Source organism: Croceibacterium aestuarii, from assembly GCF_030657335.1.
In the GTDB taxonomy this organism is placed as follows: Bacteria; Pseudomonadota; Alphaproteobacteria; order Sphingomonadales; family Sphingomonadaceae; genus Croceibacterium_B; species Croceibacterium_B aestuarii.
Genome location: NZ_CP131039.1, coordinates 1,981,980 through 2,000,607, shown reverse-complemented (window position 1 = coordinate 2,000,607; position 18,628 = coordinate 1,981,980). Strand labels below are relative to the sequence as shown.

Sequence of the window (18,628 nt, the reverse complement as noted above, 5' to 3'; positions counted from 1 at the left end):
AGAACTAGGGAGACCAAGCTCCATGCAAATCGTCCGCACGATCGTCTGGGTACTGCTGCTGGTCGCACTGCTCCTTTTCACGGTCTTCAACTGGCAGCCGGTGACGGTGAAGATCTGGGAAAATCTCGTCATAGAGACGAAGATTCCGGCGCTGGTCATCATCTCGTTCCTGCTCGGGCTCGTCCCGATGTGGCTGCTACACCGCGCCAACAAGTTCTATCTCGCCCGCCGGATCAACTCGCTCGAGACCGCGGCCCGCACCTCCGCCACGACGCCGGTGGCCCCCGCGCCGGCCCCGGAGCCGGCGGTGGTCGAGGAATCCGTCGTAGCGAAGGAGGAGCGCACCGTGCCCGAAGCGGAAAAACCGCGCGACAACCTTTCGCCGGAGGGCCAGTGAGCAACCCGGTCTACCTCGCTCTCGACCTGCCGCAACTCGACGCAGCAAGAGCGCTCGCCGAAAAGGTCAAGGCGCACGTCGGGGGGTTCAAGCTCGGCCTCGAATTCTTCTGCGCCCACGGCCACCACGGGGTGCACGAACTGGCCCACGTCGGCCTGCCGCTGTTCCTCGACCTCAAGCTGCACGACATTCCCAACACCGTGGCCGGCGCGATGCAGTCGATCCACGTGCTCGAACCGGCCATTGTCACCGTCCACGCTTCGGGGGGACGCGCGATGATGGAAGACGCCAAGGCCGCCGCCTCGGACAGCTGCAAGGTCGTCGCGGTGACCATGCTGACCAGCCTCGACGAGCGCGACCTCGTCCGCACCGGCGTGGCCGGCAGCGCGCACGACCAGGTCATGCGGCTCGCCGAGCTGGCCGAAGCCGCCGGTCTCGACGGAATTGTCTGCTCGGGGCAGGAAGTCGGCGCCGTGCACAAGCAATGGAAGGACGGTTTCTTCGTCGTCCCCGGCCTGCGCCCGGGCGGCAAGGCCACCGGCGACCAGAAGCGCGTCGTCACCCCGCGCAAGGCCCGCGACGACGGTGCTTCGGTGCTGGTGATAGGCCGCCCGATCAGCCGCGCCGAAGATCCGGTACAGGCCGCGCGCGAGATCGAGGCGACGCTCTAGCGCCCGCTCGGTTGAGGGTGACGAGCACGGGACTGTTCGCTAGGGACCCGCGCCATGTCCGAAGATACCGAAATCAAGATTTGCGGGCTCTCCACGCCCGAGACCCTCGACGCCGCGATCGCCGCCGGCGCGACTCACGTCGGCCTCGTCCATTACGAACCGAGCCCGCGCCATGTCTCGCTCGAAGATGCCGTCAAGCTGCGCCGCCGCGTCCCGCCGTCGGTCAAGGTGGTGCTGCTGCTGGTCAACATGGAGGCCCAGCCGACGGCGCTCGCACTTGAGGCCGTGCGGCCCGACGTCATCCAGTTCCACGGATCGGAAACCCCCGAGTGGCTGGCGCTGATCAAGAACAACACCTCGCTCGAAGTGTGGAAAGCCTGGGGCGTGCGCAATGCCGAATCCCTCGCCAACGCGCTGAAATACAAGGATTCGGTGCACAAGATGCTCTACGATGCCCCGGCGCAGAAGCTCCCCGGCGGCACCGGCACGGCGATCGACTGGTCGATCATGGAAGGCTTCCGGCACCAGATTCCCTGGGGTCTCGCCGGCGGCCTCTCGCCGACCAACGTTGCCGAGGCCGTCGCGCGCACCGGCGCCCCGCTGGTGGACGCCTCGAGCGGGCTCGAAAGCGCGCCGGGCGTCAAGGATGTGGACCTCATCGCCGAGTTCTGCAAAGCGGCGCGCGAAGCCTGAGGCAGCCATGACCGACCAGAAGCCCAATTCCTTCCGCAACCAGCCTGACGAGCGCGGGCACTTCGGCCAGTTCGGCGGCCGTTACGTCGCCGAAACGCTGATGCCGCTGATCCTCGAGCTCGAGAAGGAGTATCGCGCGGCGAAGGCCGACTCCAGCTTCCAGGAAGAGTTCGACGACCTGCTCGAACACTATGTCGGCCGCCCCAGCCCGCTCTACTTCGCCCCGCGCTTGACCGAAGAACTCGGCGGCGCGCAAATCTGGTTCAAGCGCGACGAGCTCAACCACACTGGCGCGCACAAGATCAACAACTGCATCGGCCAGATCCTGCTCGCCACGCGGATGGGCAAGACGCGGATCATCGCCGAGACCGGCGCGGGCCAGCACGGCGTCGCCACCGCGACAGTCTGCGCGCGCTTCGGCCTGCCCTGCACGATCTTCATGGGTGCCACGGATGTTGCCCGCCAGCAGCCCAACGTGTTCCGCATGAAGCTGCTCGGGGCGCAAGTCGTGCCGGTCACCAGCGGCGCGGCAACGCTTAAGGACGCGATGAACGAGGCGCTGCGCGACTGGGTCGCCAACGTCCACGACACCTTCTACATCATCGGCACGGCGGCCGGCCCGCATCCCTATCCCGAGCTCGTCCGCGACTTCCAGAGCGTGATCGGCACCGAAGCCCGTGCCCAGATGCTGAGCCGCACCGGCCGCCTGCCCGACCTGCTGGTCGCGGCGATCGGCGGCGGCAGCAATGCCATCGGCCTGTTCCACCCGTTCCTCGACGATCCCGACGTCAAGATGCTCGGCGTCGAGGCGGCAGGCCACGGGCTCGACAAGCAGCACGCCGCGAGCCTCGCCGGCGGCTTCCCCGGCATCCTCCACGGCAACAAGACCTATTTGCTGCAGGACGAGGACGGCCAGATCACCGAAGCGCACTCGATCAGCGCCGGCCTCGACTACCCAGGCATCGGCCCCGAGCACGCCTGGCTCAAGGAAACCGGCCGCGTCGAATACACCGCAGTGACCGACACCGAAGCGCTCGACGCCTTCCAGCTCCTCTGCCGCACCGAGGGCATCATCCCCGCGCTTGAACCGAGCCACGCCATCGCCGCCATCGTCAAGCGCGCGCGCCAGTTGCCCAAGGACGCAGTGATCCTCGCCAACCTCTGCGGCCGCGGCGACAAGGACATCTTCACCGTGGCCGAGGCCCTGGGAGTCGAGATGTGAGGGGCGCAATGAAGCCCTCTCCCCTTCAGGGGAGAGGGTTGGGAGAGGGGGAGTCCGGAGGCGCACATGCGTGACCCTGAACTCACAAGCCGCGCCCGCGCGATGCGCAGCGAAATGACCGAGCCTGAAACCCTGCTCTGGTTGGAACTCCGCGCCAAGCGCTTCTCCGACGTGAAATTTCGCCTCCAGAAGGTGATCCAGGACGAGCAGCACCATTACATCGTCGATTTCGCATCAAACGATCCGAAAGTGGTGCTTGAGCTTGATGGCGACACCCACGCCGCGCATGGGGCGTATGACGCGGCGCGGACGCGGTTCCTGGAGAGCAAAGGCTACAAGGTGCTGCGCTATACCAACATCGAAGTGATGCAGAACCTCGACGGTGTGCTGCAGCATCTGGCCTCGATCATCGAAGAGATGCGGCCCCCTCTCCCAACCCTCTCCCCTGAAGGGGAGAGGGATTTAGCAGCGCCAACCTCCTCCCTCTCCCCTTCAGGGGAGAGGGTCCGAGAGAGGGGAAAGCGATGAGCTCCCGCCTCTCCTCCGCCTTCGCCAAGGGCCACCCCGCCCTCATCTGCTTCATCACCGCCGGCGACGGCGACACTGCGGCCAACCTCGATGCGCTGGTCGCGGGCGGCGCGGACGTGATCGAGCTGGGCATGCCGTTCACCGATCCGATGGCCGACGGCCCCGCCATACAGGCCGCGAACCTGCGCTCGCTCGGCGCGGGCACCAAGACCGCCGACGTGCTGCGGCTCGCGACCGAGTTCCGCGCCCGGCACCCGGACATACCGCTGATTCTCATGGGCTATGCTAACCCGATGGTCCGCCGCGGGCCGGAGTGGTTCGCCGAGGCGTGCACGAAGGCCGGCGTCGACGGGGTGATCTGCGTCGATCTCGCGCCCGAGGAGGACCCCGATCTCGGTCCGCAGCTTCGCGCCGCGGGCATCTCGCTGATCCGCCTCGCCACCCCGACCACCGACGACAAGCGGCTGCCGACGGTGCTCGAAGGGTCCTCCGGCTTCCTCTACTACGTCGCGGTGGCCGGGATCACAGGCATGCAGCAGGCCGCGATCGGCTCGATCGAGGACAACGTCGCGCGCATCAAGCGCTCGACCGACCTGCCCATCGCCGTCGGTTTCGGCGTGCGCACCCCAGAACAGGCCGCCGAGATCGCGCGCGTGGCCGACGGCGTCGTCGTCGGATCGGCCTTCGTCGACATCATCGCCGAACATGGCGCAAACGCCCCGGAGCACTTGCACAAGCTGACGGCGTCGCTGGCCGAAGCGGTGCATGGGGCCTGCACCTAGTTCGTCATCCCCGCGAAGGCGGGAATCCACGGAAGCCACAGCACATGGTGGCCTGGATCCCCGCCTTCGCGGGGATGACGAAGCGCAAATTTGGTTCTAGGGCATCCGCATGAGCTGGCTTACCCGCGTCCGCAATTCGCTGCCCTTCGTGCCCAAGCGCGAGACCCCGGATAACCTGTGGGTCAAGTGCCCCGGATGCAGCGAGATGCTGTTCACCAAGGAATACGAGGAAAACCTCTACGTCTGCCCGCGCTGCGAGCACCACGGGCGGATCGGCGCCGACACGCGGCTCGACCAGCTTCTCGACCCGGGTTACGAGCTGCTTCCGGCGCCGCAGGTGCGCGAGGATCCGCTCAAGTTTCGCGATTCGAAGCGCTACACCGATCGCCTCAAGGCGGCGCGCGCCAGCAATGCCCACGACGATGCCTTCACCGCCGCGCTCGGCACGATCGAGGGGACCAGGGCCGTCGTCGGCGTGCAGGACTTCCTGTTCATGGGCGGCTCGATGGGCATGGCGGTGGGCGAGGCGTTCTGCGCCGGGGCTCAGCGCGCGCTCGACGAGAAGTGCGGCTACATCGTCGTCACTGCCGCGGGCGGCGCGCGCATGCAGGAGGGCATTCTCAGCCTGATGCAGATGCCGCGCGCCACGGTGATGACCCGGCGGCTGCGCGAAGCAGGCCTGCCCTATATCGTCGTCCTCGCCGATCCGACCACCGGCGGGGTCACCGCCAGCTACGCCATGCTCGGCGATGTACACATCGCCGAACCCGGCGCCTTGATCGGCTTTGCCGGGCAGCGCGTGATCCAGGAAACCATTCGCGAGAAGCTGCCCGAGGGGTTCCAACGCGCCGAATACCTGCACGAACACGGCATGGTGGACATGGTGGTCAAGCGCAGCGACCTGCGCGCGACGCTCGCCAATCTGCTCGGCTATCTCGCCCCGGCGCAGGCCGCCTGAACGCCGCCGCCCCGCCGCGGCCAGGAGCAGAATTCGCTTTCCTACAGGCCTGCAGATATGCTTGGGATGCAGCGGGTATCCGGCCGGTCGAAAGCGGTTTTCTCCGCCGAATCCGGGGATGTGTCACCCGGCGATTCTGCAAACAAATGACGTAACATCAGATGTTTGTCTGTGAAACCTCAGGGTGACAGGGTGTCGCTTGTGTCATCCTGCTGAAGCGAGAAGCAACGTGAAAGACTTCGCCACCTCCGACAATCCGCTGGTCCAGGCGCAACTCGACCGCCTGTCGCAGCTCTCGCTGCCGCAGGGGCGGCTCGGGCTGGAGACGATCCGCGAACTTCTCGCCCGGCTCGGCGATCCGCAGAAGCGCCTGCCGCCGGTGTTCCACGTCGCCGGGACCAACGGCAAGGGTTCGACCTGCGCCTACCTTCGCGCCATGCTCGAGGCGGACGGCAAGGTCGTTCACGCCGCCATCAAGCCCCATCTGGTGCGCTACAACGAACGCATCCGCATCGCCGGCGAGCTGGTGTCCGACGAACTGCTTGCGCAACTGCTGGAGGAGGTGCTCGACGCGAGCGAGGGGCTCGATCCGAGCTTTTTCGAGATCACCACCGCCGCCACCTTCCTCGCCTTCGCCCGCCACCCCGCCGACGCCTGCGTGATCGAGGTCGGCCTCGGCGGCCGGTTCGACGCGACCAACGTCATGGACCGCCCCGCCGCCTGCGGCATCGCCACGCTCGGCATCGATCACGAGGCGTTCCTGCTGGTGCCCGAAGATGGCGTGCCGGAGGAGCCGCTCGTGCGCATCGCCTTCGAGAAGGCCGGCATCGCCCGTCCGGGTTCGCCGCTGGTGACGCAGAACTACCCTGAGGCGCTCGAGCTCGAGATCGAGAAGCGCGCCGGGCTGGCTGGTGCGCCGCTGCACATGCGCGGCCACGACTGGTGGGCGGAGGTGGCGGACGCGATTCACTACCGCGACCGCCACGGCGAGCTCGATCTGCCGCTCCCCACCCTCCCCGGGCGGCATCAGGGCGATAACGCCGCGCTGGCTGTCGCCATGCTGCGCCACCAGGACGATGTCACCGTCTCGCCCGAGGCGATGGCGCGCGGCCTGCGCGAAGCCCGCTGGCCGGCGCGCCTGCAATTGCTGAGTCGAGGTCCGCTCACCGCGCTGGCCGCGGGCCGCGAGATCTGGCTCGACGGAGGCCACAACGCCGACGCCGGTCTCGCCATCGGCCGTCATTTCGCCGATCGGGACATCCACCTGATCATCGGCATGCTCTCCAACCGCTGCCCCGAGGCAATCCTCGATCCGCTCGCCGGGCGCCTGCTCAGCATCACCGCGGTGCCGATCGAAGGCAGCGACTGCCACCGCGCCGAGGCCTATGCGGACCGGGCGAAGTGGGCCGACAGCGTGGAGCAGGCGCTGCGCGCTCTGCCGCAAGACGGGGCCCCCGTGCTGATCGCCGGGTCGCTCTATCTCGCCGGCAAGGTGCTGCAGGCGAACGGGGAAGTGCCGGATTAGCGTTCCGCGCCGTTATGGATGCTGCCCGCGACGAATTGGCGCGCGGCGTCGCTTGCGCCCATCGTTTCGGCCCGCACCACCGAGGGCGCGAACTGCCGCGTCTGCAGCAGCGCCTCGCGGGAAATCGGTTCATCGAAGGCCATGCCGATCGCGTCGCCGTCCTGCCAGACGACTTCGGCAAAGACCTCGTAGCGCATCCAGCTCAGCACGCCTTCGCGCACTTTGGCGCCGTCGCGCATGATGACGTGCGCCCCGCCCTGCGACAGGTCGACCAGTCGCACGGTCTGCTTCCCGCGAAGGGTGATGAACGAGGCCGGGATGCCGAGGCGCAGGCGCGCATGCTCCCGCCGCGGGTTGTGGGCGGGGACATTCAGCGAAGGCGCTCTGGATGCGGGCATGCCTTTTCGTTAGCCCGGCGCTGGTTTTGACCGGGTTAACAAGCACCTACGCGGCCCTATCACCGCCTTCGCCGATCTCCCCGGCCGTGCCCATCGCCGCATCGACCAGCCCGGTGCGCGCCATCCACCAGAACAGCAGAATGCCGGGCAAGGCGGCGATCGTGGTGAGGAGGTAGAAATCGACATAGCCGATGCCCTCGATCAGCGCGCCTGCGGTGGTGCCGGTAATGAACCGCCCGACGACGCTCGCCCCGGCCGAAATCAAAGCGTATTGCGCGGCGGTAAAGCGCAGGTCGCACAGTGCCGAGAAATAGGCGACCACGACGACCCCGCCGTAACCGCTGGCAAAATTCTCGAATCCGATGGCCCCGGCCATGCCGAGGTTGGAATGGCCCGCAGCGGCGAGCAACGCAAAGCTCAGGTTGGAAACCGCCATCAGGATCAGCGCCCACAGCACCGAGCGTTTGAGGCCGATCTTGGCGTAAATCACCCCCCCGACGAATATGCCGATGAGGTAAGCCCAGAAGCCGACACCGACGTCGAAGAAGGCAATCTCGTCATTGCTGAACTGGAGATCGTCGAACAGCAGGCGGAACGTCAGGTTAGCCAGCGTGTCGCCGATCTTGTGGACCAGAATGAAGAGCAGGACGAGCAACGCGCCGCTGCGCTTGAAAAACTCGGCGAACGGCCCCGCGATCGAATTCCATATCTCGCCAAGGCCCTTCTTCTCCATCACCACCTTGCGCCGGACCGGTTCGCCCATAAGCAGCGCGGTAAGCATGGCCGGCAGCGCGAAGACGGCGCAGGTCATGTAAGCGATCGACCAACCGTAGCGGGCAGCCACCACCAGCGCGACGGCCGCAGCTCCTGCCGAACCGATGCGCCAGCCATACTGGCTCATGCCGGATCCGACGCCGAGCTGGTATGGCTTGAGGGTCTCGATCCGGTAGGCATCGATGACAATGTCGAACGTTGCTCCTGCGATCCCGACCAGCACTGCCGACAGCGCAAACCAGGCGATGTCGGCCTTCGGATCGGCCAACGCCAGATTGATCGTCGCGGCCATGACCAGGACGCCAACGACCAACATCCACGACACCCGCTGTCCCAGCGCGCCGAGTACCGGGAGGCGAACGCCATCCACAATCCACGCCCAGAGGGGCTTCAGATTGTAAACGAGAAACGCAAGGCTGAAGGCAGTAATGGTCGATTTCTCAATGCCGTCCTGCGCCAGACGCGTCGTCAACGTCGCGGCGATCATCGCGAACGGAAAGCCGCTCGAAACACCGACGAAGAACGCCGCCAGCGATTCCTTTTCGAGATATGGCTTGATCGAGCCCCACAGCCCGCGTTCCTGCGCTGGCAGGGTCTGTTCGATCTCGCTCATACGTTTCGCGTCCTCGCCGAAAGCTCCTGCTTAGCGCCGCGCACCATCATGGGAAGGGTGGATGAACCCTGCATCAACAGCTAGGGCCGCGGCATGACATCGAGCGACCGACCCGAAGGCGAACGCATCGCCAAGCTTCTCGCCAGGGCAGGCGTGGCCAGTCGGCGCGAGGTCGAGCGGATGATTGCCGAGGGGCGGATCGCGCTCAACGGCAAGAAGCTGGAAACGCCGGCGACCATCCTGCCCCACCTGCGCGGTGTGACGGTCGACGGCAAACCGGTCGGCAAGGCCGATCGCACTCGCCTGTTCCGCTTCCACAAGCCGTCGGGGCTCCTCACCGCCGAACGCGACCCCAAGGGGCGCCCGACGATTTACGATGCGCTGCGCAATTCGCTCCCGGGGGATGCGCCGCGATTAATGCCGGTCGGCCGCCTCGACCTCAATACTGAGGGCCTGCTGCTGATGACCAACGACGGCGAACTCAAGCGGGCAATGGAGCTGCCCTCGAGCGGTATTCCGAGGACGTACCGGGCGCGGACGTTCGGCGATGTCACCCAAAGCCAGCTCGAAGATCTGATCGAAGGCGTGACGGTCGAAGGCGTCAATTACGGCCGCATCGACGCCAATCTCGAACGCAGCACCGGCCGCAACCAATGGATCGAACTGACGCTGACCGAAGGCAAGAACCGCGAAGTCCGCCGGGTGCTCGAACACCTCGGGCTCCAGGTCAGCCGCCTGCTGCGAACAGCTTACGGCCCCTTCGTGCTCGGAGACCTTCCGCGCGGGGCAACCGACGAATTGAAAAAGCAGGACGTCGAGCGCTTCGTGTCGAGCCTGAACAAGGGGCACCGATGAGGGTCATCGCCGGCGAGTGGCGCGGCCGGCTCCTGCGCGCGCCGGTCGGCGATACGACCCGTCCCACCGCCGACCGAACCCGCGAAGCGCTCTTTTCGATGCTCACCAGCCGGCTCGGCAATTTCGACGATCTCGCGGTCGGCGACCTTTTCGCCGGATCCGGCGCACTCGGTCTCGAAGCGCTGTCGCGCGGTGCGGCAACGGCCCTCTTCGTCGAGCAGGATGCGGCGGCACTCAGGGCGCTGCGATCCAACATCGCGGCGCTGCGCTGCGCCCAGCGCTGCGACGTGCGGGCGCAGTCGGTCTTGGCTCTGGGGCCGGCGCGCCGGCCGCTCGACCTGCTACTGCTCGATCCGCCCTACGGAACGGGTGCCGGCGTGGTGGCGCTCGAGAAGCTGAAGCGGCTGGGCTGGATCGCGCCGGGAGCCTGGCTCAGCGTCGAAACCTCGCGCAAGGAGACCGTTGACGCGAAGGGCTTCACGGTCGACACAGTGCGCGACAGCGGCAAGGCCCGTTTGCATCTACTGCGGCTCGATTGAGCCGGCCTTCTCGCAAAGGTCAGCCGCCATTGTCATTTTCGTTGTCGTCGAGCTGGCTGGCGGGCTTGCCCGGCCAGTAGGACAGGGCACGAGAATGTCCGGGCGCGCCGCCCTCGCCCGGGTTCTGGCAGCTATCGTGAACCTTGCGGCTGCACACCGGGTACGTCTTGTTGAGGACCGACGCGGGCGGGGCTGTGAGATTGCCCGGGTCGTTGTGCGCCACGACCGGTGGTGTGGCGGGATCGTTGTCCGTAACGACTGCTGTCGCCGAAGGCGGAGGCGCAGCCTGCGCGTTGGCCGCCGCGGCCGTGTTGGCGGTTACCTTGGCCTTGCCGGCCGCCCCGACCTGCTGCGCGATCGAGGTCCAAGCCTCGGTTCGCTGTGCAGGCGTCATTGCCGCGATTTGGGCCTTCTGTTGGGGCGTGAGGAGGAAGTAATTCTTCTGCTGGTCCGGCGTCAGCGTCCAGAAATAATCCTGGTAAATCGGATCCCATGCCAGATAGACCGTCTGCCGATCCGGCGGCCAGGTATCGAACGTGGCCTGCTGCTCGGTCGTCAGCGTAACGGCGGCGTCAGCGTCCTGCGCCATCGCCGGCATGGCGGCGACGGCAAGCGCCGCAACCCCTGCGAAAATGAACTTGTGCATGGTACTCTCCATCGATCGTCCCTGTGCGCCGAAAAAAACGCGCGCGTCCCTCCGGCGGTTCCGGCCAGCGGCGATGGGCTACCCTTGCGTGCACACTCGATGTTCCCTAGCTGTTCGCCGTGAGCGACACACCTCCACCAGCCCGAACAGAGCCTGCAGGCGAAGCGCCGGCGTGGCTCGACGGCCTCAATCCTCCGCAGAAGGAAGCGGTGCTCACGACAGAAGGGCCGGTGCTGATGCTGGCGGGCGCCGGCACGGGGAAAACCGCCGCCCTGACCGCCCGCCTCGCCTACCTGATCCGCACACGGCGCGCCTGGCCTAGCGAAATCTTATGCGTCACCTTCACCAACAAGGCCGCGCGCGAAATGCGCCACCGCGTGGGTGAGCTGATCGGCGATGCGGTGGAGGGCATGCCGTGGCTTGGGACCTTCCATTCGATTTGCGCCAGAATGTTGCGTCGGCACGCCGAATTGGTGGGACTGCAGTCGAACTACACCATCATCGACACCGACGACCAGATTCGCCTGCTCAAGCAGCTGATATCCGACCAGGGCCTGGATGAAAAACGCTGGCCGGCGCGTCAGCTGGCCGGACTGATCGATCGCTGGAAGAACCGCGGGCTCAATCCGGGCGATCTCGATGCTGTCGAGAACGAAGCCTATGCCAACGGTAAGGGCCAGCAGATGTACGGTCTTTACCAGCAGCGGCTCAAGAGCCTCAATGCCTGCGATTTCGGCGATCTGCTGCTGCACATGCTCAACATTCTGCGCACCGAGCGCGACGTGCTGCAGATGTATCAGAAACGCTTCAAGTACGTGCTGGTCGACGAGTACCAGGACACCAACGCGGTCCAATACCTGTGGCTGCGACTGCTGGCGCAGGAGCGGAAGAACATCTGTGTGGTCGGGGACGACGACCAGTCGATCTATTCCTGGCGCGGCGCGGAGGTCGCCAATATCCTGCGCTTCGAGAAGGATTTTCCAGGCGCCAAGGTCGTCCGGCTCGAACAGAACTATCGCTCGACGCCGCCGATCCTCGCCGCGGCATCGGGCCTGATTGCGGCCAATTCCGAACGCCTCGGCAAGACCCTGTGGACTGAGCAAGGCGGCGGCGACAAAGTCCGGGTGATCGGCGTCTGGGACGCGCCCGAAGAAGCGCGCCGCGTGGGCGAAGAAATCGAGCGTCTCGAGCGCGAGGGAGCGCCGCTCGAGCAGATAGCGATCCTCGTGAGGGCACAGTACCAGACGCGCGAGTTCGAAGACCGGTTCATCCAGATCGGCCTGGGTTATCGTATCGTCGGCGGATTCCGTTTTTACGAGCGGGCCGAGATCCGCGATGCCCTCGCCTATTTGCGTGTGATCGCCCAGCCGCAGGACGATCTCGCCTTCGAGCGGATCTACAACCAGCCCAAGCGCGGCCTCGGCGCGAAGACGCTGGAAGCGATGCATCGCCATGCGCGGGCGACAGGGCTCCCGCTCGCGGTCGCCTCGCTACAACTGGCGGACAGCGACGAGCTGCCGCCACGGGCGCGCGGAACCATCGCCACGCTCATGGGCGATTTCCTGCGCTGGCGGGAGATGAGCGAGAAGGTCACCCCGTCCGAACTGCTCCGCACCGTGCTGGAGGACAGTGGATACGACGCAATGCTAAAGGCAGACCGCTCGGCCGAGAGCGCCGGGCGGTCCGACAACCTGACCGAACTTGCGCGGGCAATGGAGGACTACGAAACCCTTGGCGACTTCCTCGAGCACGTCAGCCTGGTGATGGATAACGATGCGGCGAGCGACGAGGACAAAGTCACCATCATGACCATGCATGCCGCCAAGGGGCTGGAATTCGACAACGTCTTCCTCCCCGGCTGGGAGGAAGGCGTATTCCCGAGCCAGCGCGCGCTCGACGAGGGCGGGCTCGCTAGCCTCGAGGAAGAGCGCCGGCTCGCCTATGTCGCGATCACCCGTGCCCGCCGGCGTTGCACCATCCTCCACGCCGCCAATCGCCGCATTTACGGCCAGTGGACCAGTTCGATTCCGAGCCGCTTCATCGAGGAGTTGCCCGAGGACCACATCGAGGTCGAGACGACCATGAGCGGGGGTGCCTCGCTATGGCGCGCCAACTGGTCGGAGCGCGACGATCCCTTCGCGCATGTCAGCAGTGCTAGGCCCGAACGCTCGGGGACGCGCGGCCCCGGCTGGCAACGCGCGCTCAGCTCCGGCTACGATCCCACGCCGAAACGGCTGGCGGAACCGGGACGCAGCGCCGCCAGCTTTGCCGCCAAGCCGCGCAGCGACATCGCGGTCGGCGCGCGGGTCTTCCACGAGAAGTTCGGCTATGGCGAAGTCGTCGATCAGGAGGGCAACAAGCTCGAGATCGAATTCGAGCAGGCCGGCACGAAGCGGGTGATCGACAGCTTCGTCACGCTCGCCCGTTGAGACTCGCCGGAAACCTCGGCCCGGTGCCGCGTTGGTTGCGCAAAGGAGACTTCACATGAGCAGCGACACTGGCAACACGCAGGCGAAGAAGGAACACCGCGGCAGCGACAACCCGAACGAGAAGCTGCAGAAGCAGGAATCGCGCAGTCCCAACCATTCGAACGCCCGCGACCGCACCGGGCGTAAGGGCGGTGACAACGCGGAAGATCTATAACGTTTACGCGGCCGGCGAAGGCGAGGCCCGGCGGGCGCGGCGTATGACCGCTTCGAACGGCCGAGCCAGTTCTCCGAGAAATGGGCGGCTGCCACCGGCTATGCCGGTACGGCAATCGAGGTGCTCCGAAGCGTCGTCGAAGGTGCCGAACAAGCGATCCCAGATCGAGAAGAAGCCGCCGAAGTTCTGGCCCATCAAAACCTCGTCGTCGATGTGGTGCAGGCGATGCGCCGCGGGCGACATCAAAATCTTACCCACCGGGCCGAGCGTCCACGGCAGGTCGGCATGGATGAAGTAGCCCCACCAGGTGCGGATGAGTGAAGAGGCGATCACCGCCCAGGCCGGAAAGCCGAGCAGGATAAGCGGGATCGCATCGATGACGTTTCCGAACAGGTGGCTGAGCGGATGTTTGCGTAGCAAGGTCAGCCAAGTCATCGCCTCGTCCGAGTGGTGCGTCGCATGGATCGGCCATAGCGCGGGAACATGTTCGGCCCGGTGGCGCCAGTAGACCATGAATTCGTCGATCAGCAGGGCGAGCAGCAGAAGCGCGACTTCGGGCACGCCGAGCCAGAAGTCCGCCAGTGCCGGGAAGAGCCGTAACTGGCTTTCCAGCGATCCCGCGATGAACGAATAGAGACCGGCCAGGATGACGCTGTTGAGCGCTACAAGCATCAGGTTGGTGACCGACTCCGGCATTGCCTTGCGCAGCGCCGAGAGCGCGCCGCGCCGCTTTCTCGCTAGCGAGACGGCGGCGAACACCGCCGCGGCCGGCGCAAGAGCCAGCGCCACTGCATAAGCTTGCGAGGAAAGCGCATCCATGCGCGCCAGATTAGGCGCCAGATGGCAAACAGCGGGTTAAGGCGCCCCGCTTAAAGCGCGGATTGACCGAGGAATCCAGGCACCGGACCGTTCCACCCATCGGATTCGGCCTCGTCATCGATGGACGGCGCCGAACGAGGCTCATTCCGCGGCTTCGACCGGGCCGGCCGCTTCTCACGCGGTTCTTCGCGCTGCTGACTTTGTTCCGGCTCGGAGTGTTCTTCGCGCTGTTCAGGTGCTTCGGGTTCCGGCTGCGTCTCGCGGCGCTTGCCACGGGCAGGACGTTTCTTCGCCGTTTCGGCCTTCGGCTCCTGGTTCGCACCGCCCGAGCCTATTTCGAAGACGGGGATATCGATCTTCGTCAGCTTCTCGACGTTGGCAATCGCCTCGGCATCTTCCGGTGCGACGAAGGTAAAGGCACGGCCCTTCGCTCCGGCGCGGCCGGTGCGGCCAATGCGGTGCACGTAGTCGTCCGGATGCCAGGGCGTGTCGAAATTGATCACATGGCTCACGCCCTTGATGTCGAGTCCACGGGCGGCGACGTCGCTGGCAACGAGGATGTTGATCTCGCCCTTTTTGAACTGGTCGAGTTCCTTGATCCGGCTCGCCTGGTCCATGTCGCCGTGAATCTCGCCGGTCCTGAAACCCGAACGCTGCAGGCTCTTGTTGAGATCGCGCACCGTCGTCTTGCGGTTGGCGAAAATTAGCGCGCTGGTGACGTTGTCGGTCTCCAATAGCTGGCGCAGCACCTCGCGCTTGTTGCGCGACTGGACGTGAATCTTGTGCTGGGCGATGTTGATGTTGGCCGTCGCCGGACGCGCCACTTCGATATACTTCGGATTGGTCAGGAAACGGTCGGCCAGCTTCTTGATCGGCCCCGGCATCGTCGCGCTGAACAACAGCGTTTGCCGGTTGGCCGGAAGCTTTTCGCAAATGAACTCGATGTCGGGGATGAAGCCCATGTCGAGCATGCGATCGGCTTCGTCGATCACGAGCAGGTCGCAGCCAGTAAGCAGAATCTTGCCGCGCTCGAACAAGTCCATTAGCCGGCCCGGCGTGGCAATGAGGACATCGACGCCCTCGTTCAGAGCCTTGACCTGGTCGCCCATCTGCACGCCGCCGATGAGCAGCGCCATCTTCAGGTCGTGGTTCTTGCCGTAGTTCTCGAAGTTTTCAGCGACCTGCTGCGCCAGTTCGCGGGTCGGCTCGAGGATCAGGCTGCGCGGCATCAACGCGCGGCGCCGGCCATGCGCGAGAATGTCGATCATCGGCAGCACGAAGCTCGCAGTCTTGCCGGTGCCGGTCTGAGCGACGGCGATGAGGTCCTTCATCATCTGGACCTGCGGGATCGCCTGCGCCTGGATCGGCGTTGGCTCGGTGTAGCCGGAGGCTTCCACCGCCTGAAGCAATTCGTCTGACAGGCCGAGATCGGCAAATTTCATAGGTTACGATGTCCGGAATATGGCTGGGCGCGGGATTGTCCCGTAACCGACGCGCGCGCCCTACGCTTTGACAGCGCGCAAAGTCAAGGAATGCGGCTCAGTCCTTGACGGCGACAAGCCGATTGAACTGCGCCACTTCACAGCTGCTGCCGGCCCGCGACTGCAGCTGGTCCCGGCCGGAGCAGAGCATTCCGTCGCTGCTACGCTCGACATAGAAGCCCGAGTAAAAGGCCTGAGCGTCGCACGCTCGATCGAGCGCTGCACTGAGAACGCGATGATCGCGCATGAACAGCAGAAGGCGGTTGCTCTGTACCGGGGCGACCCCCGCGATACTCTGGATGGGGACGCAGCTGTCGAGCTTCACTTCCTGATAGCGCGTTTCCATCGATCGGCGCGGGAGGGTCGAGAGCATCCTCTCACGGGTCGCCGGCGGGCTCGGGGCGATGCGGATGATGACGCGCTCCTCGATCCGGACCTGGTATTGACCTTGCGGGCGCAGGGTCCGCTCGATCACGAGGAAAGGTGCCGGCAGGCTCTGCATGCCCACAGCCGAAGACGCATCGCCAGGCCTAACCTCGTGCGTCACCTCGGCGCGCAGCAGCGGCGGCGGCGCGAACGGCGGCGCGGCGAGAGCAAAGGTGGACAAAAGGGCGGTAAGGCTGATCATCGAACAATCGTTATGACATGCGACCCGGCGAGCCGCGCGCTTTCCCCCTTACGACGATCGCTTGAATAGCGGCTTAACCCTCAGATTGCGTTTTGCAAACCGCCCGCGCCTTTGCCAAAGGAGCCGGGTGAGCACATCAGACCCATTCCTCGCCGAAGCGGCCGACCTCCTCGGCCCGCGCGGCCTGACCCGCGATCCGGATATCATGGCCCCCTGGCTGACCGACTGGCGCGGCAGGTTCACGGGCGAGGCCATGGCCCTTGCCTCCCCGGCGTCGACCGAAGAGGTGTCCGCGCTCGTGAAGCTGTGCGCCGCTCACGGAGTGCCGATCGTCGCGCAGGGCGGCAATACCGGCATGTGCGGCGGCGCCACGCCCGACGGCTCGGGCAACGCCATCCTGCTGTCGCTGCGCCGGATGAACGCCATTCGCCGCCTGGATACGGAAGCCCGCGAGGCGGTCTGCGAGGCGGGGGTCATTCTCCAAACCTTGCACGAGGCGGCGGAGGCGGAAGGTCTGCGCTTTCCTCTCACCTTGGGCGGCAAGGGTTCGGCAACCATCGGCGGCCTGGTTTCGACCAACGCAGGCGGGACGCAGGTGCTGCGCCATGGTTCGATGCGCGCGCAGGTGCTGGGCATCGAGGCGGTGCTGGCCGACGGGTCGGTCTTCAACGCGCTTCCAGCGCTCAAGAAGGACAATCGCGGTTTCGACCTCAAGCAATTGCTCATCGGCTCCGAAGGCACGCTGGGGATCGTGACCGCGGCAACGCTCAAGCTGTTGCCGGCTATCGGCGAGCGGCGGGTTGTCTGGGCCGGGGTGTCATCCTTGCCCGCGGCCCGGAAGCTTTTGCTGCATTGCCAGAACGTGGCGGGTGATGCGCTCGAAGGCTTCGAGGTCATCCCCGCCAAAACACTGGGCGATGTCGTGCGGCACCTGCCCGACGCACGCGAACCCCTGGCGGAACCCCACGCCTGGCACACGCTGATCGAACTGGTTGCCGAACGCGGCGACACGGACCGCATCGGCGGCCTGGCGGAAGACATGCTGTCGAGCGCCTTCGAGGCCGGGTTACTCGAAGATGCGGTCATTGCCGCGAACGAACGTCAGGCCGAAGATTTCTGGCTGCTGCGCGATTCCATTGCGCCCGCAGAGCGCGAAAAAGGGCCCGCTGTGCAACATGACATTTCGGTTCCGGTGGATCGGATGCCTGAATTCGTGGAATTCGCCGTGCCTCATCTGGAGGAGAAATGGCCCGGTACCGAGGCGCTGGCGTTCGGGCATCTCGGCGACGGCAATGTCCATTTTCACGTCATTGCCCCGCCGGGCGTTGCTCCGCACGCATGGCTGACGGGCGACGGCAAGAAGATCAGCGCCGAAGTCTACGAGCTTGTGACCGCCTGGCACGGTTCGATCAGCGCCGAACACGGCATCGGCCAGCTCAAGCGCGACGAGTTCGGCAGGTTGGGAGATCCGGTGCAACTGGCGCTGATGCGCGCGATAAAGCAGGCGCTCGATCCGCAAGGGTTGCTCAACCCCGGCAAACTCGTGCCGCTTGCACCCGGCGCGGGGAGTCACTAAAGCGCGCGGTTCGTACCGCCGGGCCCGCAAAGGGCCGCACCAAGCAGCTTTTCCGGAGAGAACGATGGCCAGCGCGCCGCAACCGCAACTGCCCCTTTTCTACAACGATCTCACGCCGCTCAACAGCCGCGATCACGGCAAATATCGCGCCAAGTCGACCGACAAGGCGCCGTGGGTCGCCAAGCAGCACGCCATTCCGCTGACCAGCGACGAGTTCGTCCTGGCGTCGCGCGACTTCCCGATCGTCTTCTCTCAGGGCGATAACCCGGTACCGCTGGCGCTCATGGGCCTCAACGAAGGGCTCAACACTTTTTTCGAGGACGATGGCACGGTCCGCGAACCGGTCTACATCCCGGCCTACATTCGGCGTTACCCATTCCTGCTCGCGCGGCTCGATGCGAATTCGGAAAACATGTCGCTGTGCTTCGACCCTAGCAGCGACCTTGTCGCCGAAGGCGACGAGGGGGTGGCCCTCTTCGACGGTGAAACCGCGACCGAGCACACCCAGGGACTGCTGCAGTTCAATCAGTCGTTCGAGGAAGCGGGCCTGCGCACGCGGAATTTTATCGAGGAACTCAAGAAGACCGACTTGCTGATGCAGGGCGAGGTTTCGATCCAGCGCAACGAGGAACCTGATCGGCCCTACGTCTACCGCGGCTTCATGATGGTCGACCAGGACAAGCTACGCGAACTGCGCGGCGACCAGCTGCGGACCTGGAACCAGAACGGCCTTCTGCCACTGATCTACGCCCATCTGTTTTCGCTCGACCGCATGCGGGTGATTTTTGCGAAGCAGGTCGAACAGGGCTGGGAGCCGAAATCCGCCGCTGGCGACGCCCGGACGGCGGACGTCGAAGCTTCCGTCTGACGCGACAATTTG

20 protein-coding genes are annotated in these 18,628 nt (G+C 65.5%); 14 read left to right on the top strand and 6 right to left on the bottom strand.

Features of this window, described 5'->3' with window-relative positions:
* Positions 1–22 precede the first annotated feature (22 nt).
* From Q7I88_RS09875 to Q7I88_RS09840, 8 genes are all read left to right on the top strand, one after another.
* Positions 23–397: a DUF1049 domain-containing protein gene (locus Q7I88_RS09875; RefSeq protein WP_305095750.1), complete on the top strand. Its 375-nt coding sequence runs from the start codon at positions 23–25 to the stop codon at positions 395–397.
* Positions 394–1,068, top strand: coding sequence for an orotidine-5'-phosphate decarboxylase (gene pyrF / locus Q7I88_RS09870; RefSeq protein ID WP_305095749.1), 675 nt, complete (start codon positions 394–396; stop codon positions 1,066–1,068). Before Q7I88_RS09875 ends, pyrF begins: the two co-directional genes overlap by 4 nt.
* A 54-nt stretch (positions 1,069–1,122) precedes the next feature.
* On the top strand, positions 1,123–1,761 hold the full coding sequence (locus tag Q7I88_RS09865) for a phosphoribosylanthranilate isomerase (protein WP_305095748.1): 639 nt from the start codon (positions 1,123–1,125) through the stop codon (positions 1,759–1,761).
* A gap of 7 nt (positions 1,762–1,768) precedes the next feature.
* Entirely contained in the window at positions 1,769–2,983 is a 1,215-nt protein-coding gene (gene trpB, locus Q7I88_RS09860) for a tryptophan synthase subunit beta (RefSeq protein WP_305095747.1), read from the top strand.
* A 66-nt stretch (positions 2,984–3,049) separates the two neighbouring features.
* On the top strand, positions 3,050–3,511 hold the full coding sequence (locus Q7I88_RS09855; protein WP_369426043.1) for an endonuclease domain-containing protein: 462 nt from the start codon (positions 3,050–3,052) through the stop codon (positions 3,509–3,511).
* Positions 3,508–4,293: a tryptophan synthase subunit alpha gene (trpA, locus tag Q7I88_RS09850; RefSeq protein ID WP_305095746.1), complete on the top strand. Its 786-nt coding sequence runs from the start codon at positions 3,508–3,510 to the stop codon at positions 4,291–4,293. The genes Q7I88_RS09855 and trpA overlap by 4 nt, the downstream gene beginning before the upstream one ends.
* A 109-nt stretch (positions 4,294–4,402) precedes the next feature.
* Complete coding sequence (gene accD / locus Q7I88_RS09845; RefSeq protein WP_305095745.1) at positions 4,403–5,251, top strand: acetyl-CoA carboxylase, carboxyltransferase subunit beta; 849 nt, start codon at positions 4,403–4,405, stop codon at positions 5,249–5,251.
* A 229-nt stretch (positions 5,252–5,480) separates the two neighbouring features.
* Positions 5,481–6,776: a bifunctional folylpolyglutamate synthase/dihydrofolate synthase gene (locus tag Q7I88_RS09840; protein ID WP_305095744.1), complete on the top strand. Its 1,296-nt coding sequence runs from the start codon at positions 5,481–5,483 to the stop codon at positions 6,774–6,776.
* Here Q7I88_RS09840 and Q7I88_RS09835 read toward each other — a convergent pair.
* Together Q7I88_RS09835 and Q7I88_RS09830 are read right to left on the bottom strand one after the other, a co-directional pair.
* Positions 6,773–7,174: a PilZ domain-containing protein gene (locus Q7I88_RS09835; RefSeq protein ID WP_305095743.1), complete on the bottom strand. Its 402-nt coding sequence runs from the start codon at positions 7,172–7,174 to the stop codon at positions 6,773–6,775. The two genes, Q7I88_RS09840 and Q7I88_RS09835, sit on opposite strands and share 4 nt — an antisense overlap.
* 46 nt (positions 7,175–7,220) lie before the next feature.
* Positions 7,221–8,561: an AmpG family muropeptide MFS transporter gene (locus tag Q7I88_RS09830; protein WP_305095742.1), complete on the bottom strand. Its 1,341-nt coding sequence runs from the start codon at positions 8,559–8,561 to the stop codon at positions 7,221–7,223.
* A gap of 93 nt (positions 8,562–8,654) precedes the next feature.
* On the opposite strand from Q7I88_RS09830, the gene Q7I88_RS09825 reads away from it, so the two are divergent.
* Together Q7I88_RS09825 and rsmD are read left to right on the top strand one after the other, a co-directional pair.
* The gene (locus Q7I88_RS09825; protein ID WP_305095741.1) at positions 8,655–9,416 is read left to right on the top strand and encodes a pseudouridine synthase; all 762 of its coding nucleotides are present in this window, start codon (positions 8,655–8,657) and stop codon (positions 9,414–9,416) included.
* On the top strand, positions 9,413–9,955 hold the full coding sequence (gene rsmD, locus Q7I88_RS09820; RefSeq protein WP_305095740.1) for a 16S rRNA (guanine(966)-N(2))-methyltransferase RsmD: 543 nt from the start codon (positions 9,413–9,415) through the stop codon (positions 9,953–9,955). The genes Q7I88_RS09825 and rsmD overlap by 4 nt, the downstream gene beginning before the upstream one ends.
* Positions 9,956–9,974: 19 nt before the next feature.
* Here rsmD and Q7I88_RS09815 read toward each other — a convergent pair whose 3' ends face one another.
* A complete protein-coding gene (locus Q7I88_RS09815; protein WP_305095739.1) occupies positions 9,975–10,601 on the bottom strand; it encodes a hypothetical protein in 627 nt (208 codons plus the stop codon).
* Positions 10,602–10,720: 119 nt separating this feature from the next.
* Between Q7I88_RS09815 and Q7I88_RS09810 the strand changes: the two genes are divergently transcribed.
* Positions 10,721–13,030 (top strand): ATP-dependent helicase, encoded by a 2,310-nt coding sequence (locus Q7I88_RS09810; RefSeq protein ID WP_305095738.1) that lies wholly within the window; start codon positions 10,721–10,723, stop codon positions 13,028–13,030.
* Between the two features lie 55 nt (positions 13,031–13,085).
* Positions 13,086–13,244: a hypothetical protein gene (locus tag Q7I88_RS09805; protein ID WP_305095737.1), complete on the top strand. Its 159-nt coding sequence runs from the start codon at positions 13,086–13,088 to the stop codon at positions 13,242–13,244.
* A 3-nt stretch (positions 13,245–13,247) separates the two neighbouring features.
* Here Q7I88_RS09805 and Q7I88_RS09800 read toward each other — a convergent pair whose 3' ends face one another.
* The 3 genes from Q7I88_RS09800 to Q7I88_RS09790 form a co-directional block, all read right to left on the bottom strand.
* Positions 13,248–14,063, bottom strand: a complete 816-nt coding sequence (locus Q7I88_RS09800) for a sterol desaturase family protein (RefSeq protein WP_305095736.1) — start codon at positions 14,061–14,063, stop codon at positions 13,248–13,250.
* Between the two features lie 50 nt (positions 14,064–14,113).
* Entirely contained in the window at positions 14,114–15,505 is a 1,392-nt protein-coding gene (locus tag Q7I88_RS09795) for a DEAD/DEAH box helicase (RefSeq protein WP_305095735.1), read from the bottom strand.
* Between the two features lie 97 nt (positions 15,506–15,602).
* Complete coding sequence (locus Q7I88_RS09790) at positions 15,603–16,172, bottom strand: hypothetical protein (protein WP_305095734.1); 570 nt, start codon at positions 16,170–16,172, stop codon at positions 15,603–15,605.
* 127 nt (positions 16,173–16,299) lie between these two features.
* Between Q7I88_RS09790 and Q7I88_RS09785 the strand changes: the two genes are divergently transcribed.
* Positions 16,300–17,748, top strand: coding sequence for an FAD-binding oxidoreductase (locus tag Q7I88_RS09785; protein WP_305095733.1), 1,449 nt, complete (start codon positions 16,300–16,302; stop codon positions 17,746–17,748).
* Between the two features lie 64 nt (positions 17,749–17,812).
* The gene (locus tag Q7I88_RS09780; RefSeq protein WP_305095732.1) at positions 17,813–18,616 is read left to right on the top strand and encodes a SapC family protein; all 804 of its coding nucleotides are present in this window, start codon (positions 17,813–17,815) and stop codon (positions 18,614–18,616) included.
* The last annotated feature ends 12 nt before the right edge of the window (positions 18,617–18,628 follow it).

Bases quoted from the DNA above. Each gene is read 5' to 3' on its own strand.
- Q7I88_RS09875 (WP_305095750.1), top strand. From the start codon at position 23: ATGCAAATCGTCCGCACGATCGTCTGGGTACTGCTGCTGGTCGCACTG.
- Q7I88_RS09795 (WP_305095735.1), bottom strand. From the start codon at position 15,505: ATGAAATTTGCCGATCTCGGCCTGTCAGACGAATTGCTTCAGGCGGTG.
- Q7I88_RS09855 (WP_369426043.1), top strand. From the start codon at position 3,050: ATGCGTGACCCTGAACTCACAAGCCGCGCCCGCGCGATGCGCAGCGAA.
- Q7I88_RS09790 (WP_305095734.1), bottom strand. From the start codon at position 16,172: ATGATCAGCCTTACCGCCCTTTTGTCCACCTTTGCTCTCGCCGCGCCG.
- Q7I88_RS09815 (WP_305095739.1), bottom strand. From the start codon at position 10,601: ATGCACAAGTTCATTTTCGCAGGGGTTGCGGCGCTTGCCGTCGCCGCC.
- rsmD (WP_305095740.1), top strand. From the start codon at position 9,413: ATGAGGGTCATCGCCGGCGAGTGGCGCGGCCGGCTCCTGCGCGCGCCG.
- trpA (WP_305095746.1), top strand. From the start codon at position 3,508: ATGAGCTCCCGCCTCTCCTCCGCCTTCGCCAAGGGCCACCCCGCCCTC.
- Q7I88_RS09825 (WP_305095741.1), top strand. From the start codon at position 8,655: ATGACATCGAGCGACCGACCCGAAGGCGAACGCATCGCCAAGCTTCTC.
- accD (WP_305095745.1), top strand. From the start codon at position 4,403: ATGAGCTGGCTTACCCGCGTCCGCAATTCGCTGCCCTTCGTGCCCAAG.
- Q7I88_RS09805 (WP_305095737.1), top strand. From the start codon at position 13,086: ATGAGCAGCGACACTGGCAACACGCAGGCGAAGAAGGAACACCGCGGC.
- trpB (WP_305095747.1), top strand. From the start codon at position 1,769: ATGACCGACCAGAAGCCCAATTCCTTCCGCAACCAGCCTGACGAGCGC.
- Q7I88_RS09780 (WP_305095732.1), top strand. From the start codon at position 17,813: ATGGCCAGCGCGCCGCAACCGCAACTGCCCCTTTTCTACAACGATCTC.
- Q7I88_RS09835 (WP_305095743.1), bottom strand. From the start codon at position 7,174: ATGCCCGCATCCAGAGCGCCTTCGCTGAATGTCCCCGCCCACAACCCG.
- Q7I88_RS09800 (WP_305095736.1), bottom strand. From the start codon at position 14,063: ATGGATGCGCTTTCCTCGCAAGCTTATGCAGTGGCGCTGGCTCTTGCG.
- Q7I88_RS09830 (WP_305095742.1), bottom strand. From the start codon at position 8,561: ATGAGCGAGATCGAACAGACCCTGCCAGCGCAGGAACGCGGGCTGTGG.
- Q7I88_RS09865 (WP_305095748.1), top strand. From the start codon at position 1,123: ATGTCCGAAGATACCGAAATCAAGATTTGCGGGCTCTCCACGCCCGAG.